Consider the following 14,759-nt stretch of genomic DNA (forward strand, 5'->3'; position numbering starts at 1 on the left):
TGCAATGGCTGGAATTGCGCTAGAATCCCGGCACCCCATACCGGTCGCGGCCGCATCGGCGCCCGCCGCGACCAGCATTTGATTACAATGCGCCCGAAAACAAACGCTCCGGGAGGAGAACGATCCATGAGCAGCATCGAAGAACGCGTCAAGAAAATCGTCATCGAGCAGTTGGGCGTGAAGGAAGAGGAAGTCACCGTGAACGCCTCGTTCGTGGACGACCTCGGCGCCGACTCGCTGGACACCGTCGAGCTGGTCATGGCCCTCGAGGAAGAGTTCGAGTGCGAGATCCCGGACGAAGAGGCCGAGAAGATCACTTCGGTGCAGCAGGCCATCGATTACATCAAGGCCCACGTCAAGGCCTGATCGCCTGACGGGTACCACGCCGGGGCCGCGCTTGCGCGGCCCTGCGCGTTTCAGGCGCCGGTGCAGTACGCCGGCGCATGCGCGGCAAGGTCGCGCGCCAGTCCTGGATTGCGGAGCATCGCCATGAGCCAACGTCGTGTCGTCGTCACCGGTATGGGCATCGTCTCGCCCATCGGCAATACCCTGGCTTCGGCCTGGGACAGCATCCAGGCCGGCCGCTGCGGCATCGGCCCGATCACGCACTTCGACCCCGCCGCGTATGCCACCCGCATCGCCGGCGAAGTGCGCGACTTCGACGCCAAGTCCTTCCTGCCGCCGAAGGACGTCAAGAAGATGGACACCTTCATCCACTACGGTCTGGCCGCCAGCTTCGCGGCCATGGACGACGCCGGCCTGGTGGTGACCGACGACAACGCCGAGCGCATCGGCGCGCTGATCGGCGCCGGCATCGGCGGCGTGCGCGGCATCGAGGACACCGCCATCGACCTGCACGAGGGCGGCCCGCGCAAGGTGTCGCCCTTCTACGTGCCCAGCACCATCATCAACATGCTTCCGGGCCAGCTGACCATCATCAAGGGCATCAAGGGGCCGAACTTCTCGGCCGTGTCGGCCTGCGCCACCTCCAACCATTCCATCGGCATGGCCATGCGCATGATCCAGTACGGCGACGCCGACATCATGGTGGCCGGTGGCGCCGAGCACGGCACCACGCCGACCTCGGTGGCCGGCTTCTGCTCGATGAAGGCCATGTCCACCCGCAACGACGATCCGCTGCGCGCCTCGCGCCCCTGGGACAAGGACCGCGACGGCTTCGTGCTCGGCGACGGCGCCGGCATCCTGATCCTGGAGGAGTACGAGCACGCCAAGGCCCGCGGCGCCCGCATCTACTGCGAGCTCGCCGGCTTCGGCGCCAGTTCCGACGCCAACCACATGACCGCGCCCAGCGAGAACGGCGACGGTCCCGCGCGCTGCATGGCGATGGCGCTGCGCGATGCCAGGGTCAACCCGGACCAGGTCGGCTACCTCAACGCGCACGGCACCTCCACGCCGCTGGGCGACCTGGCCGAGACGCTGGCGGTGAAGCGCGCCTTCGGCGACCACGCCTACAAGACGATGGTCAGCTCCACCAAGTCCATGACCGGCCACCTGCTGGGCGCGGCCGGCGGCGTCGAGGCCATCTTCACCGTGCTGGCCCTGCACACCGGCGTGATTCCGCCCACCATCAACCTGGACAACCCGGGCGAAGGCTGCGACCTGGACTACGTGCCCAATACCGCGCGCCAGGCGCAGGTGGACGTGGCGGTGTCCAACGGCTTCGGCTTCGGCGGCACCAACGGCACCCTCGTGTTCCGGAAGATCTGATCGTCCCCCGGGCCACGCCGCGATGCTGACCCGCGCGCTGGCCGACGGCACCGACCTGCTGCGCCTGCAGTCCTCGGATCCCGCGCGCTTTCCGCTGCTGCTGGAAAGCGTCGCCGGCGGCAATTCGCTGTCGCGCTGGGACCTGCTGCTGATGGCCGATGGCAATGGTCTGGAACTGGGCGCGGATGGCGTCACGCGTGACCTGCAGGGCAGGCCCCTGGCAGGCGACTTCCTGACTGCACTGGACGCAGGCTGGCGTGCCGAAGCCTTGCCCGAGGACGCCTCCGGACTGCCTTTCCGCGGCGGCTGGGCGCTGTTCCTGGCCTATGAACTGGCGGCGCAGGTGGAGCCACACCTGGCCCTGCCCGCCGCGCCGGGGCCCTTGCCGGTGGCCCTGGCCTTGCGCTGTCGGGCGGCCGTGCTGCGCGACCGCAGCTCGGGACGCTGCCTGGCCGTGGCCGAGGCCGCGGCGGCCGATGCGCTGGATGACCTGGAAGCAAGGTGCGGTGCAGCGCATCCGGCCCCGGCCCCGTTCGCGCCGCCAACCCTGCGCGAAGATCCGCCGGAACGTTTCCTGCAGGGCGTGGCCCGCATCCACGACTACCTGCGCGCGGGCGACGTGTTCCAGGTCAACCTGTCGCGCGCCTGGCGCGCGCGGTTCGACGCGGCGCCCGATCCCGCCGCGGTCTACGAGCAGCTGCGGCGCGCGAACCCCGCGCCGTTCGCCGGCCTGATGCGATGGGGCGACGCGGCGCTGCTCAGCTCTTCGCCCGAGCGCCTGGTGTCGGTGCGCGGCCGCCGAGCCGACACCCGCCCGATCGCCGGCACGCGCCCGCGTTTCCCCGGCGACGACGAGGCCGCGCGCATCCGCGACCTGGTCGGCAATCCGAAGGAGCGCGCCGAACACGTGATGCTGATCGACCTCGAGCGCAACGACCTGGGCCGCGTCTGCGTGCCCGGCAGCGTGCGGGTGGATGAACTGATGACGGTGGAGAGCTACGCCCACGTGCACCACATCGTGTCCAACGTGTCGGGTACCCTGCGCGAGGGTGCCACGCCGGGCGACGTGATCCGCGCGGTGTTCCCCGGCGGCACCATCACCGGCGCCCCAAAGGTGCGCTGCATGCAGATCATCGCCGAGCTCGAGGGCGAAGGCCGCGGCCCTTACACGGGAGCACTGGGCTACCTCAACCGCGACGGCGACCTGGACCTCAACATCCTGATCCGAAGCGCCTGGCTGCAGGGCGATGCCCTGCAGTTCCGCACCGGCGCCGGCATCGTGGTGGACTCGGATGCCGCGCGCGAACTCGACGAAACCCGCGCCAAGGCGCGCGGGCTGCTGCGCGCCCTGGGAGCGGCCGGGTGAGCGCCCTGGCCACCGCGCTTTACCGGGGCCGCCAGCAAGTGGCCGCGCTGGATGCCGCCGACCGCGGCCTGGCCTACGGCGACGGCCTGTTCGAAACCCTGCTGGTGCACGAGCACCGCGCCACCTGGTGGCCGGCGCACTGGGCGCGGCTCGCGCGGGGTGCCCGGGCGCTGCGAATTCCCGTGCCCAACCGCCACTGGCTGGAAGCCGAGCTCGGCGTGCTGCTGCCGGCGGCGCCGCCGCGGGCGGTACTGAAGATCATCCTCAGTCGCGGCGTCGGCGGTCGCGGCTACGTCTCCGATGCCAGGGCCGAACCCACGCTGGCGCTGAGCGTGCACGAGGCGCCGCCGCCCTTGCCCGCAGCGATCAGCGTGCGCTGGTGCCAGACGCGCATGGCCATCCAGCCGGCGCTGGCGGGTCTGAAGCACCTCAACCGGCTCGAACAGGTGCTGGCCCGCGCCGAGTGGCGCGATTCGCGCATCCACGAGGGACTGATGCTCGACACCGACGGCCGCGTCGCCTGCGCGACCGCGGCCAACGTCTTTGCCCTCGTACGCGGCCGGTGGCTGACGCCGCCCGTGGATCGTCGCGGCGTGGCCGGCGTCGCGCGCGCCTGGGTGCTGGCGCATGAACCCCGCGCGGTCGAAGCCGAGCTGACGCCGGCGCAGGTCGAGTCGGCCGAGGCGGTTTTCCTGTGCAATGCCGTGCGCGGTATCCTGCCGGTCGGATCCCTGGGTGCGCGCCGCTGGCCCCTGCATCCGGCGCTGCAGGACCTGCAGCGACGCCTGGGCCGGTCCAAGCCGGCCTTCAAACCCGGGAGCTAGTCTTGGCGAAGAAGTCGTCCCACCGCGTGCTCAAGGCCGTGATCGCCCTGATGCTGCTGGCCATCGTCACCGTCGGTGGCTGGGCCTGGCAGCGTTACCAGGGCTTCGCGGACACGCCGATCGCGCTGGCCGGCAGCGAGCGCGTCGTCACCGTGGAGCGCGGCGACGGTTTCCACGACATCCTGGCCAAACTGCGTGCGGCCGGCATCGAGGAAGGCCACGACCTGGAGTGGCAGGCGCTGGCGCACGAGATGCAGGTGATCGCACGGCTGCAGGTGGGTGACTACGCCATCCGCCATGGCATCACGCCGCGCGAGCTGCTGGAGAAACTGGAAAGCGGCAAGGTGATCCAGCACCGCTTCACGATGGTGGAGGGCTGGAGTTTCCGCGAGCTGCGCGCGGCCCTGGCGCGCGACGAGGTGCTGGAGAAGAAGGCCGGCACCTTGGATGACGCCGCGCTGATGGCGGCGCTGGAGCGCCCGGGCCAGCATCCCGAAGGCCGCTTCCTGCCCGAGACCTACCACTACACGCGCGGCATGAGCGACCTGGACCTGCTGCGCCGCGCCGCACTGGCCATGGACAAGGCCGTGGCCGATGCCTGGGCCGCGCGCGCGCAGGGCGTGCCGCTGGAAACGCCGGAACAGCTGCTGGTGCTGGCCTCGATCATCGAGAAGGAAACCGGCAAGGCTTCGGAACGTCCGCAGATCGCCGGGGTCTTCAGCCGCCGGCTGAAGCTGGGCATGCGCCTGCAGACCGACCCGACCGTGATCTACGGCATGGGCAGCGCCTACGCCGGCAACATCCGCCGCAGCGACCTCACCACCGACACGCCCTACAACACCTACACACGCGCGGGCCTGCCGCCCACGCCGATCGCGATGCCGGGGCGCCACGCGCTGATGGCGGCCGCCAACCCCGCTGACGGCGACGCGCTCTATTTCGTGTCCCGCGGTGATGGCAGCCACGTGTTCTCGGCCACGCTGGCCGAACACAACCGCGCGGTGGCCTGCCACCAGCTGGGACGCTGCCGGTGAGCGCACGCACTGGCATCTTCATCAGCCTGGAGGGCGGCGAGGGCGCGGGCAAGTCCACCGTGATCACGGCCCTGCGCGAGGCGCTGGCGGCGACCGGCCGCGAAGTGGTGCTGACCCGCGAACCCGGCGGCACGCCGGAGGGCGAAGCCATCCGCGCGCTGCTGCTCGACCCTGCCAACCACCTGTTGCCGGACACCGAGCTGCTGCTGATGTTCGCCGCCCGCGCGCAGCTGGTGCGCCAGGTGGTGCGGCCGGCGCTGGAACGCGGCGCCGCGGTCATCAGCGATCGCTTCACCGATGCCAGCTTCGCCTACCAGGGCGGCGGCCGCGGCCTGGACATGGCGCGCATCGCCGAGCTCGAGCGCTGGGCCGCCGGCCTCAAGCCGGACCTGACCTTCCTGCTGGACGTGGGCGTGGCCCAGGGACTGGCCCGCGCCCGCGCGCGCGGCGGCGAGCCGGACCGGATCGAACGCGAGCGCGAGGATTTCTTCGATCGCGTGCGGGCCACCTACCTGGCCCGCGCGGCCGCCGAGCCGGCGCGCTTCCGCGTGATCGATGCCGGCCAGCCCGCGGCCGCCGTGCTGGCGCAGGTACTGGCCGAGCTGTCGGCATGGCTGGCGGACGCCCCATGAGCCCGCTGGCCCCCTGGCAGCAGCGCATCCTTGACGCGGCGCTGGCGTCGCTTGCAGAAGGCCGGCTGGGCCATGCACTGCTGTTCACCGGCGCGCCGCGCATGGGCAAGCTGGAGGTGGCGCAGGTGCTGGTGAGGCGCTTGCTCTGTGCGACGCCCGGCGCCGACGGCTTGGCCTGCGGCCGCTGCCGCGGCTGCGAACTGGCCGCCGCCGGCACCCATCCCGATTTCCGCAACGTCAGCTTCATCCCGGTCGAGAAGGGCGACAAGCTGCGCAGCGAGATCATCGTGGACCAGATGCGCGAGCTGGGACCGTGGTTCGCACTGACCCCGCAGATGGGCGGCGCCCAGGTGGCCCTGATCTCGCCGGCGCACGCGCTCAACCTCAATGCCGCCAACGCCCTGCTCAAGACGCTGGAAGAGCCGGCCACCAACCGCTACCTGATCCTGGTCACCGATCGCCCCGGCCGGCTGCCCGCCACCATCCGCAGCCGCTGCCAGCGGCTGGAATTCAGGCCGCCCGCGCGCGACGAGGCCGTGGCCTGGCTGCGCGCCCGCGGCCATGCCGACGCGGTGCTCGGTCCGGCGCTGGATGCCGCGCGCGGCCACCCGGGCCTGGCCGAAGACTGGCTGGCCAACGGCGGGCTGGCCCTGCGCCGCGAGGTGCAGGCCGACCTCAATGCCCTGGCTACCGGCCGGCAGTCGCCGGTGCCGCTGGCCCAGCGCTGGCTCGGCGACGAGCAGGCCGAGCTGCGCCTGCGCTTCGCCGCCGAACTGGTGCTGGACGGGATCTCGCAGCGGCTGGCGGCCGGTCCGGCCTCGGGCTTGACCCTGCCGGCGGATTTCCAGAAGCTCTCGACGTGGTTCGACGGCGTGAACCGCGCGCGCGAGCAGCTGGCGGTGCCGGTGCTGCGCCACGACCTCGCGCTGGCCGGACTGCTGCTTGAATGGCGTAGCATGTTCAGTGAACCGGCAATGCAGGGAGCTAGGCGATGATGGGTGGCGCAGGCGCAAGGCAGGGCATCCTCTCCCTGGCGATCAAGGACAAGGCGGCGCTGTACAACGCCTACATGCCTTTCGTGAAGGGCGGCGGCATCTTCGTTCCAACCACCAAGCGCTATGCCCTGGGTGACGAGGTCTTCATCCTGCTGTCGCTGATGGAGGAGAAGGACCGGCTGCCGGTGGCGGGCAAGGTGGTCTGGGTCACGCCCGCCGGCGCGCAGGGCAACCGCAGCGCCGGCATCGGCGTGCAGTTCGCCGACACCGCCGAGGCCGAGCAGGTGAAGGGCAAGATCGAAACCTTCCTGGCCGGTACGCTCGAAGCCGACAAGCCCACGCACACCATGTGATCTTTGCCGCGCCGGGGTTCCGGCGCGTCCATGAAGGCCCCGGCATGCCCGGGGCCTTCATCGTTCCGGGGCTCAGCCCATGCGCCCGCTGATCCAGAATGCGAACAGCAGGCTCGCGATGGCCAGGCCCAGGCCCAGGCTGGCGAACCGCCTGCCGCGGCGCTGCTGCACCGCGTGTCGGTGGGCGGCGGACGGGTCCCTGGCAATCTCGTCGGCCCTTCGGCGCGACAGGATGCGCGGCAACCACACCGCGCACGCCCAGCCGATGCCGACCATGAACCCGACCGACAGCGCCAGGTGGGGAATCCAGCCCCCCACCCGGGTCAGCGCAACGATGCCCAGGCTGAAGCCTACCGTCAGCAGGCTGGTGAACACGGCATAGGCGAGGACCTCGCGTTTTTCGCGGGCGTCGAAGGGTTCACGCAGCAGCTTGTGCACGCCGAACCAGATGCCCCACAGGCCGCCCGCCAGGCCCGCGAACATGCCCGCCAGCGCGCCGCCGGTGGCGCCCAGGCCCAACTTGGCCAGGCCATTGGCCGCGCCCAGCGTGCCGGTACCGAGCACGGCCGCGGCCGCGGTGGGCGGTGCTCCCACCATCAGCATCGCGGCCACGGCCGCCGTGAAGCCGGCGCCCGGCGCCGTCGCCCTGGCGAACTCGCCCAAACGCGTCAGCAGCTCATCGCGCACCGACTGGCGCGCGCGCGACAGGCGCTTGCGCACCGCCGCGTCCTGCAGACCCAGCAGGCTGGCCACCTGGCGCGAGCTCTGGCCCTCGCGGTAATACAGCAGCAGAACTTCGCGCGACTCTTCCGGAAGGCTGTCGATCACCGCCGCCGCAATCGCGTGCTCCTGCTGTTCGGCCAGGCTTTCGGACGGGCCCGGCCGCGGGTCGGCGATGGAGGCGATCAGCGCCTCCACGTCCGCGACCGGCGCGACGCGATGGCCCTGCGCGCGCAGGTGGTCGCGGGCCAGGTTGCGGGTGATCTGGCGCAGCCAGGGCAGGAAGCTGGCGCGGTTGTTCAGCTTGCGCAGGTTCTGCCAGGCCGACAGGAAGGCCTCCTGGGCGATGTCCTCGCTGGCCGGCACGTCGCGCACGATCGCCAGCGCGATGCTGGTCACGGTGCCCTGGCAGCCCGAAACGATGCGGCCGTAGGCCTCCCGGTCACCGCCGGCGGCGGCGGGCAGGTGGGTATCGATCAGGGACTCGAGGACTTCGGTGTTCATGGCGCGCTCCTGGGGCGATGGTATCCCCAAGACGCGACCGGGCGGCCGATGTGACCGATCTACTCCGGCGCGGTGGCGTACTTGGAGCGCATGAAGTTCACGTACAGCCAGCCGTAGCGCTCGTACCAGTCGCGCTCGCCGAAATGCTCGGCCTCGCACTGGCCCAGCTTCTTCATGGACCGGTCGATCTCGGTCAGGTAGTCGCGTGCCTTGCGGGTGTAGGTACGCTTGAGGCCAGCCACGGCCTGCTCCACCTGCGGCTTGCCGGCCAGGGACCACGACAGCCCCGTGACGCCGTGCACGCCCGAGCTGGAATCACCGAAGGCCATGGCAGAGTTGGCCATGCGCACATTGGCGGCGGTGATGCAGCGCGCGCGCTCGATGTAGAACCGGTTGAAATCGATCGCCCGCACCGCGTCGCCGAAGCACTGCTGGCACTCGCGCGAGTCGCCGCACTGCGACGGCACACTGGGGCCGGCATCGGCGGTGAAGTTGCTGCCGCAGTCGGCCTCGCGCTCGTCCAGCGATTCCCAGTCCTCCCAGGCGTCGCGGGCATCCTCGTAGATCTGGTAGCCGTCGTTGAGCTGCTCGGCTAGGTCGTCGAGGTCTTCGTTGGCGTCGGAGTCGTCATCCCCGTCGTCATCGTCGTCATTGCCTTCTTCGCCGTCGTCGCCGAAATCAGCGGCGGTGCCGCCGGACTGCGCGTACGCCGCCGGGGCGGGCAGCAGGCAGGCCAGGGCCACGGCCAACAGCCAGGGTCTCAGGTTCATCCCTTCTTCCTCCGCAGCAGGAACACCAGGAGCAGGGCGATCACGGCCAGCAGCAGCACGGCCACCCCAGCCAGCACCATCGTCAGCCAGGACAGGCCCTGGCCGCCGTCGAATTCGCTGGCCTTGACCACGATGGGCGCCATGTCGGGCTTCACCTCGTCGCCCACCCACACCAGCAGGCGGTAGTCGGTGCCCGGCTCGGGGGCGCTGACCGTGATCTGGAATTCGGACTCGGTCCGGATGCGGAACTTGAGCGTGTCGCCGTCGGTACTGTCTTCCCGCAGCGGCTGGTTCCAGGCGTATTTGCTCAGGGTGATCGCCACGTCCTCGCCGCGCGAGACCGGACGAACCAGCACCGTCACCGGCATCAGGGCGGTGAGGCCATCGAGCATGAAGCGGTGGCCCTCGGGACCGGTCTCGCCTTTCACCACCACGGCGCGGCCGGTCTTGATGCCTTCCATCGGCTGCGGGTCAAGGCGGATGACCCGCGGCGCGTCCGGATCCGGCTCGGGGGGTTCCTGCGAGAAGGCGGGCAGGGCCAGCAGGCCGACGAGCAGGCAGGGCCAGAGCCAGCGGAGGCAAGCGCAGGTCATCGGCAACTCCCGGGCAGGGATGGCGACAAAGCGGAGCCACCGGCATCGGCGGCCGCCCCAGTCTACGCCGGCTGCCGATGGCCGCAACCGGCGCTCAGGCCAGGAAGACCCGCGCCATCATGATTGCCGCGCCCAGCGCCACCAGCCCCAGCAGCACCATCCGCATCCGGGCCATGCGGGCCATCGGGCCGGCCGGCGGAGGTTCGCGGAACTGCAGCGCCTCGGGCAGGTAGGAGCTGTCGCGCGTGGCCTCCAGCAGGCCGGCCGCGTGCAGGATCTCGCGCGCCTGCTTGAAGTCGTCGGGCTTGAGCACCCACAGCGCCGGCTGCTGGCTGGGGTCGTGGTTCTTGTTGCTGTAGCTGAACTCGCGCCGGCTCACGCCTTTCCAGCTGCGGCCGCCGGTGATCTTGGTGGCGATGCCGGCCTCGTCGAGCATGCGCTGCACGTTCTCGACGTTTTCCAGCCGCACCGAAGTGAAGACCTGACGCATCAGCGGGCCTCCCGCGTTTCGGGCAGCACGCGGATCAGGCCTTCCTGCGCGGTGGACGCCACCAGCCGGCCTTCGCGCGTGTAGATCATGCCGCGCGACAGGCCGCGCGCGCCCTGGGCGCTGGGACTGTCGATGGAATACAGCAGCCAGTCGTCGGCGCGGAACGGGCGGTGGAACCACATCGCGTGGTCGAGCGAGGCCATCTGCACGTCGGGTTGGTAGTAGCTGATGCCGTGCGGGAAGGTGGCCGTGCCCAGCAGGTGGAAGTCGGAGGCGTAGGCCAGCAGCGCCTGGTGCAGCACCGGCGAATCGCCGACTTCGCCATTGAGCTTGAACCACACCTGCTGGAACGGCGGCCGCTTGGGCGGACGCAGCTCGTCGCGCGGATAGACCGGGCGGATCTCGAACGGCCCCATGCGCGAGAGCCAGCGCTGCGCCTTGGGCGGCAGCTGCGCCATCTGCTCGGCGCTGGGCGCCGCGACCGGCTCGATGTCTTCCGGGCGCGGCACCTCGGGCATGGACAGCTGGTGCTCGTTGCCCGGCTCGGGGTCCTGGAACGAGGAAGCGAAGACGAAGATCGGCTTGCCGTGCTGGATGGCGGTGACGCGGCGCACCGAAAAGCTGTTGCCGTCGCGCGAACGGTCCACGTCGTAGACGATCGGGTGCTCGACATCGCCGGCGCGCAGGAAGTAGGCATGGATGGAGTGCACGTGGCGCGCCGGATCAACGGTCTGCTGCGCGGCCGACAGGGCCTGCCCCAGCACCTGGCCACCGAACACGTACTTGGTGCCGATGTCGCGGCTCTGGCCGCGGAAGAGGTTGTCCTCCAGCCGTTCCAGGCGCAGCAGGTCAACCAGTTCGGCAACGACGGATGCGGTCATGGGAACTCCGGGGTACAAGCCGGCAATTATACCGGCAGCCGGGACCGGTCCGGCCGCGTGATGGTTCAGGGTCGGATGCGGACCAGCGTGCAGGCATCGAGCACGCGCGACCACGGAAACCGCGGGCCGGGATCGCGCTTGCGGAACACCAGCTGGTGCAGGTTGTCGCTCGACGGCACCCGATCCTGGTCCAGGTCCTCGTGGCCGGCGATGAACTCCAGCGACGGCAGTTCCCGCTGCAGGTGGCCCAGCAGGCCCAGCAGCGCGTCGATCTGCGGGTCGGTGTAGGGCTCGTCCAGGGTCTGGCGGCGCGAATCGAACCAGTCCGGGTAACGGCCGGCATTGACCAGCTCGATGCCGATCGAGCGCTCGTTGTAGCCGCGCGTGTGGTGCGCCACCCGGTCCGGCGTGACGAACACATGGGTGCTGCCGTCGCGGTCGATGTAGTAGTGGCCGCTGTTGCCGGTGCCGCTGGCGTGGATCTCGCGCTCGCCGTATTCCCGGGCCAGGGCCAGGTCGGGCAGCTCGGTGCAGTGGATCACCACCAGGTCCACGTTTCCCAGGGGACGCGACTGCAGCCGATGCGCGTAGGGCAGGGGCCAGGCCTGCAGGCGGGGGGCGGGCAAGGGGTCCGTGTGCATGCCGCATGTTAACATCGCGGCCCTTCCGGAGCCTTCCGATGCCCTTTCCCGCCGACTCCGCGCTTGGTGTGCTGATGGCCACGCTGCCGCGTCCCGGCCGGGTGCGCTGGATCGGGCTGCGTCCTGCGCGCGACGTGCCGATGCTTGCCGTGGACCGCGCCGAGGCGCACGCCGGCAAGGGCCTGGTGGGCGACCGTTATGCCAGCGGCAGCGGCAAGCGCGGCCTGACCCTGATCCAGGCCGAACACCTGCCGGTGATCGCCGCGCTCAGCGGTCACGCCGCGGTGTCGCCCGACCTGCTGCGCCGGAACCTGGTGGTCTCGGGCCTTCCGCTGGTGGCGCTCAAGGGACGCCGCTTCCGCATAGGCAGCGTGCTGCTGGAAGGCACCGGCGACTGCGATCCGTGTTCACGCATGGAGGCGGCCCTCGGCCCCGGCGGCTACAACGCGATGCGCGGCCATGGCGGCCTGTGCGCGCGCGTCCTGGAATCGGGCGTGATTGCCGTCGGCGATGCCGTGGTGCCGGAGCCGGCATGAGCGGCCACGTCATCATTTCCCACGGGCTCGAAAGCGGGCCGGAGGCCAGCAAGGCCGCCGCGCTGGCGCGCGTGGCCGGTCAGCTGGGCTGGACCCACGAACGGCCCGACTACCGCGACCTCGACGTGCTGGGCCCGCTGGGCGACGTGCAGGCGCGCATCCTGCGGCTGGGCGCACGCGCGCACCTGGCCACGCGCCGGCCGCTGGTGCTGGCCGGTTCCAGCATGGGCGCCTACATTTCCGCGCACGTCTCGCGCGAGCTGCCGGTGGCCGGGCTGTTCCTGATGGCGCCGCCGGTGGCGCTGGACGTCGAGCCGCGTTATCTCAAGGCCGCGATGGTGCCCACGCGCATCATCCACGGCTGGGAGGACGAACTGATCCCGGCGATGGACGTGGCGCGCTGGGCCCAGCGACGGCACGACACCCTGGTGATGGTGCCCGACAGCCACCGGCTGGCGGCGCACGTCGAGTTCTGCGCCGAAGAGTTCGGGCGCTTCCTGCAGATGCTGGCGCCGTGAGGTTCTTCGCCGCGTGCGCGAAGGGCCTGGAGTACCTGCTGGCCGATGAGCTGGTGGCGCTGGGCGCGCAGCGCGCCACCGCGGCGCTGGCCGGCGCCAACGCCGAAGGCGATGCCGCGGCGGCCTACCGTGCGGTGATGCATTCGCGCCTGGCCAGCCGCGTGCTCTGGCCGCTGGCGGAGTTCGACTGCGCCAACGAGAACGACCTCTACCAGGGCGTGCACGCGATCGACTGGAGCCTGCACCTGGATCCGGAGGGCACCCTGGCGGTGGACGCGCACGTGTCCGGCCCGGCGCTGACCCACGAACGCTACGCCGCGCAGCGCACCAAGGACGCCATCGTCGACCGCCTGCGTGCGGCGCACGGCAGCCGGCCGTCGGTGGACACCGAGGCGCCCGACCTGCGCATCAGCCTGGTGGTTCGCAAGGGCCGCGCCATCGTGTCCGTCGACATCGGCGGCGGCCCGCTGCACCGGCGCGGCTGGCGCCAGTCGCAGGGCGATGCGCCGCTGAAGGAAAACCTGGCCGCGGCCATGCTGCTGCGCGGCGGCTGGCCCAGGCTGCATGCCGAGGGCGGCGCCCTGCTGGATCCGATGTGCGGCAGCGGCACCCTGCTGATCGAAGGTGCACTGATGGCGGCCGACGTGGCGCCCGGTCTGCATCGCCTGCAGGGCGCACTGCCCACGCGCTGGCGCCAGTTCGACGAGGACCTGTGGCAGCGCATCGAGGCCGAGGCGCGCGAGCGCGCGCAGGCGGGTCGTGCCGCGCTGCAGCCGGTGTTCCATGGCGCCGACCTGGACCCACAGGCGCTGCATTCGGCGATCGCCAATGCCGAACGCGCGGGGGTGTCCGAGCTGATCCGCTTCGATCGCGCCGCCATTGCATCGCTCAAGCCTCCAGGACCCGCGCGTGGTCTGGTGGTCTGCAATCCGCCCTACGACGCGCGACTGGCCGCAGACGCGGCGCTGTATCGTGATCTGGGCGATGCGCTCAAACGTGCGGTGCCCGGCTGGCGCGCGGTGCTGCTGTGCGGCAGCGACGAGCTGGCGCAGGCCACCGGACTGCGCGCGTCCAAGCGCTACGCCTTCTTCAACGGCGCGCTTGAATGCACGCTGGTGGTCTGCGATCCGGTGCAGCCGCCGCCGCGCGAGCCGCGCGAGGCCAAGCCGCTGTCGGAGGGCGCGCAGATGGTGGCCAACCGCCTGCGCAAGAACCTCAAACGCCTGCGCAGCTGGCGCGAGCGCGAAGGCGTGCAGGCCTGGCGCGCCTACGACGCCGACCTGCCCGAGTACTCGGCGGCGGTGGACCTGTACCAGGAGGACGGCGGCGACGCGCGCCTGTTCGTGCACGTGCAGGAGTACGAAGCCCCGGCGACCATCCCCGAGGCCGACAGCCGGCGCCGGTTCGGCGAGCTGCTGGACGCGGTGCGCGAGGTGTTCGCGGTGCCGCCGGCGCAGGTGTCCATCAAGACCCGCGCCCGCGGCAAGGGCGGCAGCAAGTACGGCCAGATGGACCGCCGCGGCGAGCTGGTGACGGTGCGCGAGGGCGCGGCGCGGTTGCGCGTGAACCTGTTCGATTATCTCGACACGGGCCTGTTCCTGGACCACCGCCCGCTGCGGCTGCGCATCGGCCGCGAGTCGCGCGGCAAGCGTGTGCTCAACCTGTTCGCCTACACCGGTGCGGCCAGCGTGCACGCGGCGGTGGGGGGCGCCACCAGTACCACCAGCGTGGACCTGTCGGCCACCTACCTGGAATGGGCGGGTCAGAACCTGGCGCTGAACGGCGCCACCGGCCCACAGCACCAGTTGGTGCAGGCCGACGTGATGGCCTGGCTGCAGGCCGACCGCGGGCGCTACGACCTGATCTTCTGCGATCCGCCGACGTTCTCGAATTCGGCGCGCGCGCAGGACTTCGATGCCCAGGCCGACCACGTGCGGCTGCTGCGTGCCTGCCTGTCGCGGCTGGCGCCCGACGGCCTGCTGCTGTTCTCCAACAACTTCCGGCGCTTCAAGCTGGACGAGGCAGCGGTGTCCGAGTTCGCCCGTTTCCGCGAGATCAGCCCCAGCACGATCGCGCCCGACTTCGAGCGCAACCCGCGCATCCATCGCTGCTGGGAGCTGCGGCCGCTCTAGGGGGGGGTGGACGCGGGCCGGCGGTTTGGTCCCGCCGGCGCC

17 protein-coding genes are annotated in these 14,759 nt (G+C 71.0%); 11 read left to right on the top strand and 6 right to left on the bottom strand.

Features of this window, described 5'->3' with window-relative positions; genetic code table 11:
- Positions 1-126 precede the first annotated feature (126 nt).
- The 8 genes from acpP (at position 127) to ACOQFR_RS10285 (ending at position 6,932) form a co-directional block, all read left to right on the top strand.
- Positions 127-366 (top strand): acyl carrier protein, encoded by a 240-nt coding sequence (gene acpP / locus ACOQFR_RS10250; RefSeq protein ID WP_034210536.1) that lies wholly within the window; start codon positions 127-129, stop codon positions 364-366.
- 123 nt (positions 367-489) lie between these two features.
- On the top strand, positions 490-1,728 hold the full coding sequence (gene fabF / locus ACOQFR_RS10255) for a beta-ketoacyl-ACP synthase II (RefSeq protein ID WP_421381522.1): 1,239 nt from the start codon (positions 490-492) through the stop codon (positions 1,726-1,728).
- A 22-nt stretch (positions 1,729-1,750) separates the two neighbouring features.
- Positions 1,751-3,094 (top strand): aminodeoxychorismate synthase component I, encoded by a 1,344-nt coding sequence (locus ACOQFR_RS10260; protein ID WP_421381524.1) that lies wholly within the window; start codon positions 1,751-1,753, stop codon positions 3,092-3,094.
- The gene (pabC, locus tag ACOQFR_RS10265; RefSeq protein WP_421381526.1) at positions 3,091-3,918 is read left to right on the top strand and encodes an aminodeoxychorismate lyase; all 828 of its coding nucleotides are present in this window, start codon (positions 3,091-3,093) and stop codon (positions 3,916-3,918) included. The genes ACOQFR_RS10260 and pabC overlap by 4 nt, the downstream gene beginning before the upstream one ends.
- Before the next feature lie 50 nt (positions 3,919-3,968).
- Complete coding sequence (gene mltG / locus ACOQFR_RS10270; RefSeq protein WP_421383273.1) at positions 3,969-4,952, top strand: endolytic transglycosylase MltG; 984 nt, start codon at positions 3,969-3,971, stop codon at positions 4,950-4,952.
- Positions 4,949-5,584 carry a dTMP kinase gene (gene tmk, locus ACOQFR_RS10275; protein WP_421381528.1) on the top strand — a complete coding sequence of 212 codons (636 nt, stop codon included), beginning with the start codon at positions 4,949-4,951 and terminating at the stop codon, positions 5,582-5,584. Before mltG ends, tmk begins: the two co-directional genes overlap by 4 nt.
- The gene (locus tag ACOQFR_RS10280) at positions 5,581-6,579 is read left to right on the top strand and encodes a DNA polymerase III subunit delta' (RefSeq protein WP_421381530.1); all 999 of its coding nucleotides are present in this window, start codon (positions 5,581-5,583) and stop codon (positions 6,577-6,579) included. The genes tmk and ACOQFR_RS10280 overlap by 4 nt, the downstream gene beginning before the upstream one ends.
- Entirely contained in the window at positions 6,579-6,932 is a 354-nt protein-coding gene (locus tag ACOQFR_RS10285) for a PilZ domain-containing protein (RefSeq protein WP_421383275.1), read from the top strand. Before ACOQFR_RS10280 ends, ACOQFR_RS10285 begins: the two co-directional genes overlap by 1 nt.
- Before the next feature lie 72 nt (positions 6,933-7,004).
- On the opposite strand, the gene ACOQFR_RS10290 is transcribed toward ACOQFR_RS10285, so the two are convergent.
- The 6 genes from ACOQFR_RS10290 to ACOQFR_RS10315 form a co-directional block, all read right to left on the bottom strand.
- The gene (locus ACOQFR_RS10290) at positions 7,005-8,156 is read right to left on the bottom strand and encodes an RNA polymerase sigma factor (RefSeq protein WP_421381532.1); all 1,152 of its coding nucleotides are present in this window, start codon (positions 8,154-8,156) and stop codon (positions 7,005-7,007) included.
- A 59-nt stretch (positions 8,157-8,215) separates the two neighbouring features.
- Entirely contained in the window at positions 8,216-8,926 is a 711-nt protein-coding gene (locus tag ACOQFR_RS10295; RefSeq protein ID WP_421381534.1) for a hypothetical protein, read from the bottom strand.
- Entirely contained in the window at positions 8,923-9,519 is a 597-nt protein-coding gene (locus ACOQFR_RS10300) for a hypothetical protein (protein ID WP_421381536.1), read from the bottom strand. The genes ACOQFR_RS10295 and ACOQFR_RS10300 overlap by 4 nt, the downstream gene beginning before the upstream one ends.
- Before the next feature lie 94 nt (positions 9,520-9,613).
- The gene (locus tag ACOQFR_RS10305; RefSeq protein ID WP_421381538.1) at positions 9,614-10,009 is read right to left on the bottom strand and encodes a pathogenicity-like protein; all 396 of its coding nucleotides are present in this window, start codon (positions 10,007-10,009) and stop codon (positions 9,614-9,616) included.
- Complete coding sequence (tesB, locus tag ACOQFR_RS10310; RefSeq protein ID WP_421381540.1) at positions 10,009-10,890, bottom strand: acyl-CoA thioesterase II; 882 nt, start codon at positions 10,888-10,890, stop codon at positions 10,009-10,011. The genes ACOQFR_RS10305 and tesB overlap by 1 nt, the downstream gene beginning before the upstream one ends.
- A 65-nt stretch (positions 10,891-10,955) precedes the next feature.
- Positions 10,956-11,531 (bottom strand): N-acetylmuramoyl-L-alanine amidase, encoded by a 576-nt coding sequence (locus tag ACOQFR_RS10315; RefSeq protein ID WP_421381542.1) that lies wholly within the window; start codon positions 11,529-11,531, stop codon positions 10,956-10,958.
- Positions 11,532-11,569: 38 nt separating this feature from the next.
- On the opposite strand from ACOQFR_RS10315, the gene ACOQFR_RS10320 reads away from it, so the two are divergent.
- From ACOQFR_RS10320 to rlmKL, 3 genes are read left to right on the top strand one after another with little or no spacing between them, the layout of a single operon-like run.
- Positions 11,570-12,067, top strand: coding sequence for an MOSC domain-containing protein (locus ACOQFR_RS10320; protein WP_421381544.1), 498 nt, complete (start codon positions 11,570-11,572; stop codon positions 12,065-12,067).
- Positions 12,064-12,585, top strand: a complete 522-nt coding sequence (locus ACOQFR_RS10325) for a hypothetical protein (RefSeq protein WP_421381546.1) — start codon at positions 12,064-12,066, stop codon at positions 12,583-12,585. Before ACOQFR_RS10320 ends, ACOQFR_RS10325 begins: the two co-directional genes overlap by 4 nt.
- Positions 12,582-14,717 carry a bifunctional 23S rRNA (guanine(2069)-N(7))-methyltransferase RlmK/23S rRNA (guanine(2445)-N(2))-methyltransferase RlmL gene (gene rlmKL / locus ACOQFR_RS10330; protein WP_421381548.1) on the top strand — a complete coding sequence of 712 codons (2,136 nt, stop codon included), beginning with the start codon at positions 12,582-12,584 and terminating at the stop codon, positions 14,715-14,717. The genes ACOQFR_RS10325 and rlmKL overlap by 4 nt, the downstream gene beginning before the upstream one ends.
- Positions 14,718-14,759: the final 42 nt, after the last annotated feature.

The sequence above is a fragment of the Arenimonas sp. MALMAid1274 genome (assembly GCF_049195245.1).
In the GTDB taxonomy this organism is placed as follows: Bacteria; Pseudomonadota; Gammaproteobacteria; order Xanthomonadales; family Xanthomonadaceae; genus Arenimonas.